Source organism: Paraburkholderia sp. BL6665CI2N2, assembly GCF_004366535.1.
Lineage (GTDB): Bacteria > Pseudomonadota > Gammaproteobacteria > Burkholderiales > Burkholderiaceae > Paraburkholderia.
This window is the reverse complement of sequence record NZ_SORC01000001.1, coordinates 4,688,338-4,703,278: the sequence shown is the minus strand read 5'-3', so window position 1 is coordinate 4,703,278 and position 14,941 is coordinate 4,688,338. Positions and strand designations below refer to the sequence as shown.

The following is a 14,941-nucleotide window of genomic DNA, read 5'->3' as shown; positions in this document are numbered from 1 at the left end:
ATCGTGTCCGAGGCAGAGATTCTGGAGCGCATCCGCGCCATCTTTAAAGAGAACTTCGCGATCGAGCCCGAGCGCGTCACGCCCGAGGCGCATCTATTCGAAGACCTCGATCTCGACAGCATCGACGCCGTCGACCTCGCGATCAAGCTGCAGGAAATGACCGGGCGCCGCATCAAGCCGGAAGAGTTCAAGTCGGTGCGCACCGTTGGCGACGTGATTGGTGCGGTCGAATCGCTGCTGGCGGCACAGGGCTGATGGCCGCCGCGCGCTCGCGAACGCAAGCGGCGGCGGATCGGGCCGCCGATGCCTCGCCCGGCACCGAGCGCCACCTGGGCAAAACCGTCGTGCAGGTGCTCTTGAAGCTTGCCTACCCCGCGCTGATTCTGTGCGCGTGGAAATGGGACACGCCGCGCTACGTCGGCTGCATGCTGTTCGCGATCCTGTGGCTGCAGCGCTGGGCCGGCAGCGGGCCAGTCGCGACCTCGCTGCGGCGGCTTTCCTCGATCGACTGGAGCGTGGTCGGCTTGCTGAGTTGCGCGTCGGCGGCGATCGTGTTGACCAATAGCGAGCTGCTGCTGCGTCTCTATCCGTCGCTCGTCAACCTGGGCCTGTTGATCGCGTTCGGGGCGACGCTAGTGCGCGGGCCGTCGATGATCGAAAAATTCGCGCGGCTCGGCAATCCGAATCTGCCGCCGGGCGCGGTGCGCCACACGCTGCGCGTGACTCAGGTGTGGTGCGCGTTCTTCGCGCTGAACGGCGTGTTTTCCGCATACACGGCGGTGTACTGGAGCCGGGCGAGCTGGTCGCTCTACAACGGCGCGATCGCCTATGTGCTGATCGGCGTGCTGCTGGTGGCCGAGGTCATCTGGCGTTATCTGGTCGTGCTGCCGCGCGCCGCGCGTTCGGAGGCGGCATGATCGCGTTGCATGATCTGTTGTCGGTGGCCGATGAGGCTGGCGCGGTGCCTGCACCCGTATGCCGGGACGGTGCCGCGGTGCTCGATCGCGCGGCGTTTCGCGCGCGCGTCGCTGCGCTCGTCGCACTCGTGCAAATGCAAGACGCGCAATGCTACGCGCTGTGCATCGACGATCCGTTCGATTTTGCCTGCGCGCTATTCGCGCTGTTCGCGTGCGGCAAGGAGCCGGTGATTCCGGCCAACTCGACGCCGGGTTATCTCGCCGATCTCGCCGATGCGTATGAAGTCGTGCTGACGGACGCGGACTTGCCGCCGTTCGCGTTTGCGGTAGATGCTGGCGGTGCGGCCGAGGCCACCGGCGGCGCTTTCGGCAACGGCCCCGGCAACTCCGACTCCAACGCCAACGCCGTATTTACAGCCAATGCCGGAGCCGACGCCGACGCTAATGCCGTCCCGAACGCCAGCGCCGAAGCGGCTTCAGCGCTAACGAACCACTCCGCCCACACGATCGACCCCCAAGCCCCGCTCACGCTCTACACCTCCGGCAGCAGCGGCCGCCCCAAGCCGATTCGCAAGACGCTCGCGCAATTCAACGCCGAAGTGCACACGCTCGAAAAGCAGTGGGGCGCGCTAGTCGGCGACGCGACGATGCTCGCGAGCGTGCCGCATCACCACATCTACGGTTTGCTGTTCCGCGTGCTCTGGCCGCTCGCAGCGGGTCGCGCATTCGATCGCGCGGTGAGCATCGAGCCGTTGCATCTGCAAACGCAGATCGACCACGGCGGCGCAGCGGTGATCGTCTCGACACCTGCGCAACTATCGCGCTGGCCCGCGTTGCCGGGTTTCGCCGACCTGACGCCGGCGCCGCGCGCATTTTTCTCATCGGGCGGTCCGCTCGCACTCGAAGCCGCGCAGGAATACGCCGCGGCCTACGGCGCCGCGCCGCTCGAAATCTACGGCAGCACGGAAACCGGCGGCATCGCGTGGCGGCGCCAGGATCAGACCGACGCCTGGCAACCGGTGTCCGGCATCGAAGTGCGCCGCGACGAAGACGGCGCGTTGAATGTCCGCTCGCCGCATCTCGATCACGCCGGCTGGCATCGCACCGACGACAAGATCGCCTTCGACGCCGAGGGCCGTTTCCGCCTGCAAGGCCGGCTCGACCGCGTGCTCAAGCTCGACGGCAAACGCGTCTCGCTGCCGGAACTGGAAGCGCGCCTCGCGCTGCATCCGTATGTGGCGCAAGCGGCGCTCGTGCCCCTCGCCGGCGCGTCGCGCGAGCGCGTCGGCGCGGTCGTAGCGCTGACCGAAGCGGGCGGCGCGGCTTTGCGCGACGAAGGCCGCGTGGCGCTGGCGAAAGTGCTGCGCCGGCATCTCGCCGAATATTTCGATGTCGTGGTGCTGCCGCGCCATTGGCGTTTTCGCGTCACGCTGCCGTTCGACGCGCGCGGCAAGCTGCCGGTGGCCGCCGTGGCGGCCGCGTTCGAACCGCGCGTCGAAGGCATGGAAGTGCTGTCCGAAGCGCGTAGCGGCGACACGCTGCATTACGAGTTGCGCGTGCCGCCAACGCTCGTGCATTTTGCCGGCCACTTTCCCGGGCTGCCGATTCTTCCCGGCGTGGTGCAGGTCGATTGGGCGGTGCGTCTGGCCGCCGAGCACGTGCCGGCGGCACGCGCGGTGGCGTCGATCGATCGTCTGAAGTTCATGGCGCCGGTCTCGCCGGGCGCGGTGCTCAAGCTCACGCTCGCTCACGACGCGACGCGCCGTCGCGTGCAGTTCGCGTACCGCGTGAACGGCCGTGATTGCGCGTCAGGCGTGATCGTCTACGGGGAGTCCGCGTGATGACTGTCTCCCCCTGCATCGTCATTCCGATCTACAACCATAAGGATGCGATCGGCGCGACCGTTGCGCATCTGGCGGTGCACGGCCTGCCGTTTTTCGTCGTCGACGATGGTAGCGACGAGGCCACCCAGCAGGTGCTCGCCGCGCTCGCGCAACAGTACGCGGGGCAACTCACGCTGCTGCGCCTGCCGGTGAACGGCGGCAAAGGCGCGGCCGTGATGGCGGGATTGCACGCCGCGCGCAAGGCGGGCTACACGCACGCGTTGCAGATCGACGCCGACGGCCAGCACGATGCCACGGACGTGCCGCGTTTCATCGAAGCGGCGCGCGCCGAACCGGGCGCGGTGATTCTCGGCCGCCCGGTCTACGACGAAAGCGTGCCGAAAGCGCGTCTCTACGGCCGCTATCTGACGCACGTGTGGGTCTGGATCGAAACGCTTTCGCTAACGATCCGCGACTCCATGTGCGGCTTTCGCCTCTATCCGCTGACGCTCGCCTGCAATCTGATCGACAGCGTGCAACTGCCCACGCGCATGGACTTCGACATCGAGATCCTCGTTCGCCTGTATTGGCGGCGCGCGGCATTCCGCTCGATTCCGACGCGCGTCACGTATGCGAGCGACGGCGTCTCGCATTTCGACGTGCTGTGGGACAACGTACGCATCAGCCGCAGTCATACGCGACTCGTGTTCGGCATGTTGTGGCGTCTGCCGATGCTGCTCGCGCATAAGGTCATGCCGCGCCGCTCCGCACTTGCAGGCGAGCAGGGCAAAGAAAACGAACAGGACTGGTGGCGCATTGCCGAACGCGGCAGCCATCTGGGCATGTCGCTGCTCGCGTTGAGTTGCAAGCTGTTCGGCCGACGTTTCACCGCGCTGTGGCTGCATCCGATCGTCGCGTATTTTCTGCTGACGGGCCGCGCCGCACGCGAAGCTTCCAGCAACTATTTCAAGCATCTCGGCGAGGCCGCGCCGCACGGGGACACTCCGCGTCCTGGCTGGCTGTCCGCGTATCGTCATATGCTGGCGTTCGCACAGTCGGGCTTCGACAAACTCGCAGCATGGTCGGGCCGCGTGAACAACGCCGACGTCAAATTCGAAGATCCTTCGGCATTCGAAGCATTGGTGGCGAGCGGCAAAGGCGCGCTCGTGATCGGCGCGCATCTCGGCAATCTGGAAATGACTCGCGCACTCGCCGCGCAGGGCGCTTATGCGAAGGTCACGGCGGTCGTCTATACGGAACACGCGCGCCGCTTTAACAGCGTGCTGGCCTCGGCCAATAGCGAGTTCGCGAAGCATCTGCTCGAAGTCAGCGACTTCGGTCCCGAGACCGCGATGATGATGCAGGAGCGCGTCGATGCCGGCGAGCTGCTGGTGATCGTCGGCGACCGCGTGCCGGCGCACGAAGCGGGCCGCACGACCGAAGCGCAATTTCTCGGCTCGACCGCGCCGTTCGCGCAAGGTCCATATGTGCTCGCGCATGCGTTGGGCTGTCCGGTCTATCTGTTCTTCTGTCTGAAAGAGCGCGACGGCTACCGTCTGTATTTCGAACCGTTTGCCGAGCGCATCGAATTGCCGCGCCGCGAACGCGCGCAGCATCTCGCTGCGTGGGCACAGCGCTATGCCGCGCGTCTCGAACACTATTGCCGCAAGGCACCTTATCAATGGTTCAATTTCTTCGATTTCTGGGCCAGCCCCAAGCGAGGCGCGAATGGCCGAACATGATCTGAACGATGTGACGAACGCCGGCGCGAACGTGAACACCGCGGCTGTGGTGATCGGCGGCCGCAAGCTGACGATCGAAGAGGTCGTCGCGATTGCGCAGCATCGCGCGCCGGTCGCCTTGAGCGACGATCCGGCATGGCGCGCGCGCATCCAGCGCGGTGCGGATTTTCTACGCCGCCATCTGGCCGCGGGCGCGACGGTGTACGGCGTCAACACCGGTTACGGCGACGCCTGCGTGGTCGACGTGCCGATGGAACTCGTCGAAGCCTTGCCGCTGCAACTCACGCGTTATCACGGCTGCGGCATGGGCCAGTATCTCGACGACGCGCAAACACTCGCGGTGATCGCCGCACGGCTAAACTCGCTCGCTTATGGTTTTTCCGGCGTGCGTCCCGTGTTGCTCGAACGTCTGGCTGATCTGGTCAATCATCGTGTGCTGCCGCGCATTCCGTCGGAAGGCTCGGTCGGCGCGAGCGGCGATCTCACGCCGCTCTCGTATGTGGCCGCCGCGCTCGCGGGTGAACGCGACGTGATGTTCGAAGGGCGTTTGCGTGACGTGCGCGAAGTGTGGGCCGAACTCGGCCATGCGCCGCTCACGCTCGCGCCGAAAGAAGGGCTCGCGCTGATGAACGGCACGGCCGTGATGACGGGCCTCGCCTGTCTCGCGTTCGCGCGCGCCGATCATCTCACGCGGCTTACCGCACGTCTGACTGCGCTGTGCACCGTCGCGCTCGACGGCCGCGCCGCACACTTCGACGCGATGCTCTTCGAAGTGAAGCCGCATGCCGGCCAGGCGGAAGCCGCCGCATGGATTCGCGATGACCTGTCAGGCCGCGACGACACGCCGGGCCACCGTCTGCAAGACCGTTATTCGATTCGCTGCGCGCCGCATGTGATCGGCGTGGCGCGCGATGCGCTGTCGTGGGTGCGTCGCGATGTCGAGAACGAACTGAACAGCGCGAACGACAACCCGCTGATCGATCCGGACAATGAACGCGTACTGCACGGCGGCAACTTCTACGGCGGCCATATTGCTTTCGCGATGGACTCGCTGAAGGTCGCGGTCGCCAATCTCGCCGATCTGATGGACCGACAACTCGCGCTCCTGGTCGACGTGAATTTCAACAACGGCTTGCCGCGCAATCTGTCGGGCGCCGCGCCCGCGCGCGCCGCGATCAATCACGGCTTCAAGGCGGTGCAGATTTCGTCGTCCGCGTGGACTGCGGAAGCGTTGAAGAACACGATGCCCGCGAGCGTCTTTTCGCGTTCCACCGAGGCGCACAACCAGGACAAGGTCAGCATGGGCACGATCGCCGCGCGCGACTGCCTGCGCGTGCTCGAACTGACCGAGCAGGTCGCCGCCGCGCATACGCTCGCCACCGTGCAAGCAGCGCGTCTGCGCTTGAAGATCGACAGCGCGACGCCGGTGCCGGCGCGGCTGCAGGCGTTCATGGACAGCGTAAGCGCACAGTCGCCATTCGTCGACGAAGACCGCGCGCTCGAACATGAACTGCGTGCGCTGACCGCGCGCATTGCCGCGTGCGATCTGGCGAGCGACTATCGCGGAGGATCGAACGCATGACCGATCCCCGCAAAGTGCTGAGCGCGAGCGCGACGGTGGAAGTGCCGTTCCACGATGTCGACGCGATGAACGTCTGTTGGCACGGCCATTACCTGAAGTACTTCGAGATCGGCCGCGCGGCGTTGTTGCGCGCGTTCGACTACGACTATCGCGAGATGCAGGCGTCGGGTTATCTGTGGCCGATCGTGGAAGCGCATCTCAAGTACGTGAAGCCGGCCACCTACGGTCAGCAGATCGAAGTGCGCACGCAACTGCTCGAACACGAAAACCGCCTGAAGATAGGCTATGAAATCGTCGATTGCGCGACCGGCACGCGCTTGACCAAGGGCTATACGATCCAGGTCGCGGTCGATGCCGCTACCCAGGAGTTGCAGTTCGTCTCGCCGCCGGTTGTGTTCGAGAAGCTGGAGCGCGTATGGGGACAATGAATTTCCGCGTCGTGGTCGCGGGGGCATTGAGCGCGCTGAGCGTGCTCGCGGCGACCGTCGTATCGACGGAGCCCGCGTCGGCCGCGTCGCCTGTCTCGACGAAAGAAGCCACGTCCGGCAATCCCGCGCTCGTCTCGCAGATCGCCGTGCACCTCGCCCAAGCAAAGGGCGTGCGTGCGCAATTCACGCAGACGCAAACCCTCGCCGCAATGAAGCAGCCGCTCGTGAGCACCGGCTCGCTGCTGTTCTTCCGCGAACGCGGCGTGATCTGGCAGATCGACACGCCGTACAAAGCCACCTACGTAATCACCGATGCCGGCGTAACCGAAGTCAACGCCAACGGCGAGCGCGTCACGGCTCACAGCGCGCAGGGCACGCGCGGTGTCGCGCAAGTCTCGAAGATGATGCGCGCGATGCTCGGCGGCGATCTATCGGCGCTGTACTCGCAATTCGACGTGCAGGCCGAGGGCAGCGCCGCGCAATGGCGCATGCAACTCACGCCGAATCAGCCGCAGATCGCGCAGTCGATCAAAGGTCTGGAGATGAACGGCGGCGACTATCTGCAGCGCTTGCGCATTACGCTCGCGAACGGCGACATCACCCAACTCGACTTCACGAAGAGCGCGGCCGTGACCGAACTCACCGCGGCTGAACGCGGTCTGCTCGGAGCGCCGTAGTGGACATGCTGCAACAGCGATCCGCGAAACAGGCGTGGGGCGTGCGCGCCGCGTGGCTGCTGCTCGCGCTCGTTGCGGCGCTCTATTGCGGCTGGCGATTCGCGGGGTCGTCGCCGTTGCAAACCAATCTGCTCGCGCTGCTGCCCGCGACTGAGGCCGACCCGATCGCGGAAAAGGCGGTCGATACGCTGGCGAGCGCGCTGGGCGACCGCACTGTTTTTCTAGTCACCAGTAACGACGACGCGCACGCGAAAGTCGCGGCGAAACAACTCGGCGCGTCCTTGCAAAAGAGCGGTGCATTCGGCTCGGTGACGGCGGAGTTGCCGCCGTTCGATCTGTCGCAGATCGCGTCGCTGTACATGCCGTATCGCTTCGGCTTGCTGGCGCCCGCGGATCGCGCGGTGCTCGCGAGCGGCACGGTTGGCGCCAGCCTGCATGACGCGCTCGCGCAGCGCATCTATAGTCCGCTGCGCGGCGGACTGACCACGCCGCTCGCCGACGATCCCTTCGGCTGGCTCGAACACTGGCTCGGCGGACTGCCGCTGGCCACATCGAATCTCGAACTCGAAGACAACCTGCTGGTTGCGCATCGAGGTGCGGCCACCAGCGTGCTGATCGTTGCGACGCTGCCGGGCTCCGCCTACGAAACCAAAACGCAGCACGCGGTACTCGCGGCACTCGCCCAAGGCGAAAGCGCGTTGAAGCAGTCGTTCCCCGATGTCTCCGTGGCGCGAACCGGCGCCGTGTTCTACGCGGAATCGGCGCGCAGCGCGTCGGAACATGAAGTGCATCTGATCGGCGTCGCGTCGCTGTGCGGCGTCGCGCTGTTGATGATGTGGGTGTTCCGTTCGCCGCGTCTGCTGCTGCTCGGCTTCGTGTCGACCGCGCTCGGCATTGTCTGCGCGCTGGCGGTCACGATGCTGATATTCGGCAAGCTGCATCTGCTGACGCTCGTGTTCGGCGCCAGCCTGATCGGCGAGGCCGTCGACTATTCGATTCAGTACTTCGTCGTGTATCTCGGCGCGCAACGCGATTGGGACGCGCGGCGCGGCGCGCGCGCGGTGCGTCCCGCGTTGAGCGTGGCGCTTGCGACGAGTCTGCTCGGCTACGCGATCCTGACATGGGTGCCGTTTCCCGCGCTCAAGCAGATTGCCTGTTTCGCGATTGCCGGTATCACGACGGCGTTCGCCTCGGTGCTGTGGCTGCTACCCGCGTTGCTCACGCGCGCGCCCAAACGCAGCCCCAAGCGCGTGTTTGCAGGTGCGGCGGGCGTGCTGACAGTGTGGCATCGCACGATCGGCGGCAAGCGGGCGTGGTTCGTGGCGGCGCTGTTGCTGCTGCTCGCGATTCCCGGCTGGCTGCGTCTGACCAGCGACGACGATATCCATCTGCTGATCCAGCGCGATCCGGCGCTCGTCGCGCAGGAAGACAAAGTGCGTGCGGCGGTCGGCGTGGATAACAGTGCGCAGTTTTTCGTCGTGCGCGGCGAGACGCCCGAGGTCGTACTTCAACGCGCGGAAGCCTTGGGCACAAAACTGGATGCATTGAACGGCACCGCGAACAAGGTCGGCGGCTATCAATCGGTCGCGCAGTTCGTGCCGTCCGCGAAACAGCAGAATGAAGACCGCGCGTTGCTTGCGCAGCATGTGTTCAATGATCGCGCAGCGTTGCGCGCCACGCTCTTGCAAGCCGGTTTCAAGGACGAAGTCGCCGACGCCTGGCTCGCTGCGTACGCCAAACCACAAGCGCCGCTCACGATCGATACGTGGCTCGCGGCGCCGTGGTCGCGACCGTACAAACACCTGTGGCTCGGTGAAGTCGATTCATCGACGAAAGCCTATGCGGCGGTCGTCATTCCGCAAGGCGTGACGCCGCAGAACGAACCCGCCTTGATCGCAACCGCGCAAGGCTTGCCCGGTGTCGTGTTCGTCGACAAGGCCGCCAGCGTGTCGAAGCTGTTCGGCGCGTATCGCGTGGATAGCGGCTGGTGGCTCGGCGGCGCGCTTGCACTCGTACTCGTCCTGCTGATGCTGCGCTACAAAGTACGCGGCGGCGTTGCCGTGACCTTGCCGGTGCTGCTCGCGGTGGGCGTCACGCTGGCCGTGTTCGGCTACGCCCACGTACCGCTCAATCTGTTCAACTGGCTCGCGCTGATGCTCGTGCTCGGCGTGGGCGCAAACTATGCCGTGTTCCTGCGCGAAGGCTGCCTGCGCGCGGACGCGGACCTCGGCGCGGTATGGACGGGCGTGCTGCTCTCGGCGGCCACGACATTGTTATCGTTCGGCATGCTCGGCATGAGCGCAATGCCTGCGCTGAAGAGTTTCGGCGCGACACTCGCGCTCGGCATCGCGGTCTCGGTGCTGCTCGCGCCGATCGGCATGCCATCGGAATCAAGGAGGGCCGCATGAAAGCGCCATCAGTCTATTTGCACGCGCTCGGCATGATCAACGCGCTCGGCGGCGACCTCGAGAGCATTGTCCCGGCGCTCGCCGCCGCTCGTTCGCCGGGTATGGCGAACGCGCATACGGGAATCGGCGAGGCGTTCGTCGGCAGCGTGCTCGCGCCGCTGGACCTTGCGCCGCCCGCCGAACTCGCCCGTTACGACTGCCGCAACAACCGCTTGCTGCTCGCCGCGCTGACGCAGATCGGACCCGTTGTCGAGGCGGCGCGCGAGCGCTACGGCGCGCATCGCATCGGTGTGGTGCTCGGCACCAGCACGTCGGGTATCGAGGCCGCCGAAGCCGCGTTCGTCTATCAGGCGCAAGCGGGCGATCTGCCCGCGAACTTCAACTATCGGCAGATGGAAATCGGCACGGCCGCGCCGTTCGCCGCCGCTGCGCTCGGTCTGCATGGACCAGCGTTTACCATCTCGACCGCGTGCACGTCGAGCGCGAAGGCTTTCGCGTCGGCGCGCCGGTTGCTGCAATTGCAACTGTGCGACGCCGTCGTGGTGGGCGGCGTCGATTCGCTGTGCGAGCTGACAGTGCAGGGTTTCGCATCGCTCGAATCGACCAGCAACGTGCGCAGCAATCCGATGAGCCGCAACCGTTGTGGAATCAACGTCGGTGAAGGCGCGGCCGTGTTCCTCATGAGCCGCGACGAAGCGGCGGTGCGGCTTGCGGGAGTCGGCGAATCGAGCGACGCGCATCACATTTCGTCGCCGGACCCGCAAGGGGTGGGCGGCGAACTCGCTTTGCGCGCGGCGCTTGCCGATGCGGGCATCGGGTCGTCGGCGATCGGTTACGTGAATCTGCACGCCACCGCCACCCGCAAGAACGATGAAATGGAAGCGGCTTTGATGTCGCGCGTGTTTCCACAAGGCGTGGCGACGAGCGGCACCAAACCGTTGACCGGCCACCAGCTCGGCGCGGCGGGCGCCACCGAACTGGCCTTCACGTGGCTCCCGCTGGCGCATGACGACGTACCGCTGCCGCGTCATCTGTGGGACGGCGAGGCTGATCCCGCGTTGCCCGCGCTGGACCTCGTCGTTAGCGAGCGCTTCATGCCACAAGGTGGCGCGCAATACGCGATGAGCAATTCATTTGCCTTCGGCGGCAGCAATGTCAGCCTCGTTCTTGCCCGATGAGCCAGCCGATGAGCCAGCCGATGAACCAAGCGATGAACCCGACGCCCACCGTTGACGAACTGGTCCAGCAGCCGATCGAAGCGATCATCCCGCATCGCGGCACCATGCTGCTGATCGACTCGGTCGACACGTTCAGCGAAGAAACGCTGACCGCACGCGCCACGGTGCGAGCCGACGCCTGGTATGCCGACGCCGATGGCGCGATGCCCGCGTGGATCGGCATCGAACTGATGGCGCAGGCGATCGCCGCGCACGTCGCGTTGCTGGCCATGCGCGGCGGCGGCCGCGCGCGGCCCGGCGTGCTGCTCGGCTCGCGCAGCTACAAGGCATTGCAGCCGTCGTTCGAGGGCGGCGCGCAGTTGTCGGTCCACGTGGTGGAACTGCTGCGCAGCGAAGAGGGTCATGGCGCCTACGAATGCATGATCCGGCACGGCGACGCGGTGTGCGCCGAAGCCGTCATCAAGGTCTTTCAACCGCGCGATTTTCAGTCATTCATCGAAGGGAGTTTCAGTTCATGAGCCGGCGTGTTCTCGTTACCGGCGCAAGCCGCGGCATCGGCCGCGCGATTGCGTACAAGTTGGCCGCCGACGGTTTCGCGGTGTCCGTGCATTGCCGCACGGGGCGCAGCGAAGCCGATGCGGTGGCGACGGGCATCGCCGCTCAAGGCGGCACGGCGCGCGTGCTGCAATTCGACGTGCGCGAGCGCGCGGTGTGCCGCGAAGTGCTCGAAGCGGACGTGGCGGCGAACGGCCCGTATTACGGCATCGTGTGCAGCGCGGGCGTGACGCGCGACGCCGCGTTCCCCGCGCTCACCGAAGAAGATTGGGACATCGTGATCGAAACCGGTCTCGACTCGTTCTATAACGTGGTCCATCCGTTGACCATGCCGATGGTGCGCGCCCGCAAGGGTGGCCGCATCGTCACGATCGCTTCGGTGTCCGGCGTGATGGGCAATCGCGGCCAGGTCAACTACAGCGCGGCGAAGGCCGGCCTGATCGGCGCGAGCAAGGCGCTCGCCGTCGAACTGGCGTCGCGCAACATCACCGTCAATTGCGTGGCGCCGGGTCTGATCGAGACCGGCATGCTCGATGAAATGCCGCTCGAGCAGGCGCTCAAGACGGTGCCGATGAACCGCGTCGGCCAGCCTGCCGAAGTGGCGTCCGTGGTCAGCTTCCTGATGTCGGATGCGGCCTCGTATGTCACGCGTCAGGTGATCGGCGTCAACGGCGGGATGATCTGATGAAGCGCGTCGTCATTACCGGCATGGGCGGCGTCACGGCGTTGGGCGATAGCTGGGACGTGATCGAAGCGCGCTTGAAGAGCGGCGTGAACGCCGTGCGTCGCATGCCCGAGTGGGATTACTTCGAATCGCTGCATACGCGGCTCGCGTGTCCGCTGCCAGGCTTCACGACGCCCGCGCATTATCCGCGCAAGAAGACGCGTTCGATGGGTCCGGTGTCGATGTACTCGGTGCGCGCCAGCGAACTGGCGCTCGCCGACGCGGGCCTCGCCGACGACGACACCATCAAGGACGGCCGCATGGGCGTCGCGTATGGTTCATCGTCGGGCTCGGTGCAGCCGATCCGCGCGTTCGGCACGATGCTCGAAACCGGCTCGATGAGCGACGTCACATCGAACAGCTACGTGCAGATGATGCCGCATACCACTGCGGTCAACGTCAGCCTGTTCTGGGATCTGAAAGGGCGGATCATTCCGACCTCGTGCGCGTGCGCGTCGGGCAGCCAGGCGATCGGCTACGCGTATGAAGCGATCCAGAGCGGCAAGCAGACGCTGATGCTGGCGGGCGGCGCGGAGGAATTGTCGGGGCCGGCGGTCGCCGTGTTCGACACGCTGTACGCCACCAGCACGCGCAACGACGAGCCGCATCTGACGCCGCGTCCATTCGACGCCGCACGCGACGGCCTCGTGGTCAGCGAAGGCGCGGCCACGCTGGTGCTCGAAGAATACGAGCATGCGGTGGCGCGCGGTGCGCGGATTCACGCGGAGATTGTCGGCTTCGGCTGCAACTCGGACGGCGCGCATATGACCCAGCCGACCGCCGAAACCATGGCGCTCGCGATGCGGCTCGCCCTCGACGACGCGCAACTGCCACCCGAAGCGATTGCGTACGTGAACGCGCACGGCACCTCGACGGATCGCGGCGACATTGCCGAAAGCCATGCGACCGCGCAGACCTTCGGCGCGCGCATGCCAATCAGCTCGCTCAAGAGTTACGTTGGCCACACGCTCGGCGCGTGCGGCGCGCTCGAAGCGTGGTGGACCATCGAGATGATGAAGCGCAACTGGTATGCGCCGACCTTGAACCTGGAGAATGTCGATCCAGGCTGCGCGCCGCTCGATTACATCGTCGGCACGGGCCGCGAAATCGACGCCGAGTATGTGATGAGCAACAACTTCGCGTTCGGCGGCATCAACACGTCGCTGATTTTCAGGCGCGTTCGATGAGCGTCGCGATGCAGCGCGTGGTCGTGACCGGCATGGGCATCGTGTCGTGTCTCGGCAATACGCTCGATGAAGTCTCCGCTGCCTTGCGCGCGGGCCGCTCGCGAATCGAACGGATCGAGGCATGGCGCGAGCGCGGCTTCGGCTCGCAGGTCGCGGCCGTTGCGTCAGTCGCGCATGAGACGCCGTTCGAGCGCAAGCTCGAACGCTTCATGGGCGATACCGCGCGGTTCGCCTGTCACGCAGCGCGCAAAGCGATCAACGACGCCGGGCTCGACCCGGCGCACTTGCGCTCGCCGCGCGCGGGCTCGGTGATCGGTTCGGGCGTCGGCAACATGCTGAGCTACGACGCGGCTATGACTGTCGCCAACACACGCGGCGTCGAGAAGGTGCCGCCCTACGTCGTGCCGCATGCGATGAGCAGCACCGCGTCGGCCAACGTCGCGCAAGTGTTCGGCCTCGAAGGTGTGAGCTACTCGCCGTCGTCGGCGTGCACGACTTCGGCGCTCGCGATCGGCCAGGCGATGCAGCTGATCCAGACCGGCCGCCAGCAGATCGTGCTCGCCGGCGGCAGCGAATCGTTGCACGACAACATGACGCTGATGTTCGACGCGATGGGCGCATTGTCGCGCGGCTTCAACGACACGCCGCAGACGGCATCGCGCCCCTACGACACGGAGCGCGACGGTTTCGTGATCGCATCGGGCGGCGGCGTGCTGGTGCTCGAAGCACTCGATCACGCGCTCGCACGCGGCGCACGGATCTACGCGGAGCTGACGGGATTCGGCGACTGCACGGACAGCGCAGGCATGGTCACGCCGCGCGCGGCGGGGATTGCGCGCGCCATGCGCGGCGCGCTGAACGAAGCGGGCAAGCGGCCCGACTACATCAACACGCACGCACCGTCGACGCCGCTTGGCGACCTGGAAGAACTGCACGCGTTGAAGGAGGTGTTCGGCGCGGCGTTCGACCATCGCGTACCGGCGTTTTCGTCGACCAAGGGCATGACCGGGCATCCGCTTGGCGCTTGCGGCGCGCACGAGGCGATCTACACACTGCTGATGATGCGCGGCGGCTTCATTGCGGGTACGACGGATATCGACACGCCGGAGCCGGCGCTCGACGGCATGCCGCTCGTGCGCACGACGCGCGACGCGCGCATCGGCACGGCGATGTCGGTGTCATACGGGTTCGGCGGCAGTTGCGCGAGTTTGGTGTTCGAAGCATGGCAGGGCGGCTGAAACGGTCGCGACTTTAATAAAACGAGGGTGATAAGAATGAAAAGAACAGGTGTATTGGGTGCGCTGGCAGTCATGGCGCTGACGCTGACGGGTTGCGCCACGCAGGTGAAGTCGCTGCCTCTCGCCGCGGCCGGCGGCGAATCGCGCGGCAACGTGCCGGTGTACTTCGGTCAGCAGGATCACCCGGCGGTCAAGAGCAGGTTGGGCGACGTGTCGTACTCCGTGCGGATCGCGCGCAAGGTCGCCGATCCCGACGACGCCTGCCACGAAGCGCTTGTCGAAGCGGTGCGCAAACTGCGCGCGGCGGCCAACGAACGCCACGCCAATGCCGTGATCCATGTGTCGACGCGTTTTCATAGCAACGAGAGCAACTCGTCGACGGAATTCACCTGCGGCGTGAGTCCAAGCGCCGCCGCGATTGCGGTGAGCGGTCAGCTCGTCGTGCTGGAATCGAACTGAGCCGAACCAGGCTGATTGAAATA

At 65.9% G+C, this 14,941-nt stretch carries 14 protein-coding genes; all 14 read left to right on the top strand.

Annotated features, from left to right (window positions below; all coding sequences use genetic code 11):
* Window positions 1–3 precede the first annotated feature (3 nt).
* From B0G81_RS20945 to B0G81_RS20880, 14 genes are read left to right on the top strand one after another with little or no spacing between them, the layout of a single operon-like run.
* Window positions 4–255 carry an acyl carrier protein gene (locus B0G81_RS20945; RefSeq protein WP_007180827.1) on the top strand — a complete coding sequence of 84 codons (252 nt, stop codon included), beginning with the start codon at window positions 4–6 and terminating at the stop codon, window positions 253–255.
* Window positions 255–917, top strand: coding sequence for a hypothetical protein (locus tag B0G81_RS20940; protein WP_134138204.1), 663 nt, complete (start codon window positions 255–257; stop codon window positions 915–917). Before B0G81_RS20945 ends, B0G81_RS20940 begins: the two co-directional genes overlap by 1 nt.
* Entirely contained in the window at window positions 914–2,758 is a 1,845-nt protein-coding gene (locus tag B0G81_RS20935; protein ID WP_134138203.1) for an AMP-binding protein, read from the top strand. The genes B0G81_RS20940 and B0G81_RS20935 overlap by 4 nt, the downstream gene beginning before the upstream one ends.
* On the top strand, window positions 2,758–4,482 hold the full coding sequence (locus B0G81_RS20930; protein WP_134138202.1) for a glycosyltransferase family 2 protein: 1,725 nt from the start codon (window positions 2,758–2,760) through the stop codon (window positions 4,480–4,482). Before B0G81_RS20935 ends, B0G81_RS20930 begins: the two co-directional genes overlap by 1 nt.
* Window positions 4,469–6,064 (top strand): aromatic amino acid ammonia-lyase, encoded by a 1,596-nt coding sequence (locus B0G81_RS20925; protein WP_134138201.1) that lies wholly within the window; start codon window positions 4,469–4,471, stop codon window positions 6,062–6,064. The genes B0G81_RS20930 and B0G81_RS20925 overlap by 14 nt, the downstream gene beginning before the upstream one ends.
* Window positions 6,061–6,492, top strand: a complete 432-nt coding sequence (locus B0G81_RS20920) for a thioesterase family protein (protein WP_134138200.1) — start codon at window positions 6,061–6,063, stop codon at window positions 6,490–6,492. Before B0G81_RS20925 ends, B0G81_RS20920 begins: the two co-directional genes overlap by 4 nt.
* On the top strand, window positions 6,480–7,169 hold the full coding sequence (locus B0G81_RS20915) for an outer membrane lipoprotein carrier protein LolA (protein WP_134138199.1): 690 nt from the start codon (window positions 6,480–6,482) through the stop codon (window positions 7,167–7,169). The genes B0G81_RS20920 and B0G81_RS20915 overlap by 13 nt, the downstream gene beginning before the upstream one ends.
* Complete coding sequence (locus B0G81_RS20910) at window positions 7,169–9,577, top strand: MMPL family transporter (RefSeq protein ID WP_134138198.1); 2,409 nt, start codon at window positions 7,169–7,171, stop codon at window positions 9,575–9,577. Before B0G81_RS20915 ends, B0G81_RS20910 begins: the two co-directional genes overlap by 1 nt.
* Window positions 9,574–10,755 (top strand): beta-ketoacyl-[acyl-carrier-protein] synthase family protein, encoded by a 1,182-nt coding sequence (locus B0G81_RS20905; protein ID WP_134138197.1) that lies wholly within the window; start codon window positions 9,574–9,576, stop codon window positions 10,753–10,755. Before B0G81_RS20910 ends, B0G81_RS20905 begins: the two co-directional genes overlap by 4 nt.
* 32 nt (window positions 10,756–10,787) lie before the next feature.
* Complete coding sequence (locus B0G81_RS20900) at window positions 10,788–11,273, top strand: hotdog family protein (RefSeq protein ID WP_106283453.1); 486 nt, start codon at window positions 10,788–10,790, stop codon at window positions 11,271–11,273.
* Window positions 11,270–11,995: a 3-ketoacyl-ACP reductase FabG2 gene (locus B0G81_RS20895; RefSeq protein ID WP_106283304.1), complete on the top strand. Its 726-nt coding sequence runs from the start codon at window positions 11,270–11,272 to the stop codon at window positions 11,993–11,995. The genes B0G81_RS20900 and B0G81_RS20895 overlap by 4 nt, the downstream gene beginning before the upstream one ends.
* A complete protein-coding gene (locus B0G81_RS20890) occupies window positions 11,995–13,221 on the top strand; it encodes a beta-ketoacyl-ACP synthase (RefSeq protein WP_134138196.1) in 1,227 nt (408 codons plus the stop codon). Before B0G81_RS20895 ends, B0G81_RS20890 begins: the two co-directional genes overlap by 1 nt.
* Window positions 13,218–14,459, top strand: coding sequence for a beta-ketoacyl synthase N-terminal-like domain-containing protein (locus tag B0G81_RS20885; RefSeq protein ID WP_134138195.1), 1,242 nt, complete (start codon window positions 13,218–13,220; stop codon window positions 14,457–14,459). Before B0G81_RS20890 ends, B0G81_RS20885 begins: the two co-directional genes overlap by 4 nt.
* 36 nt (window positions 14,460–14,495) lie before the next feature.
* Window positions 14,496–14,918 carry a signal peptidase gene (locus B0G81_RS20880; RefSeq protein WP_134138194.1) on the top strand — a complete coding sequence of 141 codons (423 nt, stop codon included), beginning with the start codon at window positions 14,496–14,498 and terminating at the stop codon, window positions 14,916–14,918.
* Window positions 14,919–14,941 lie beyond the last annotated feature (23 nt).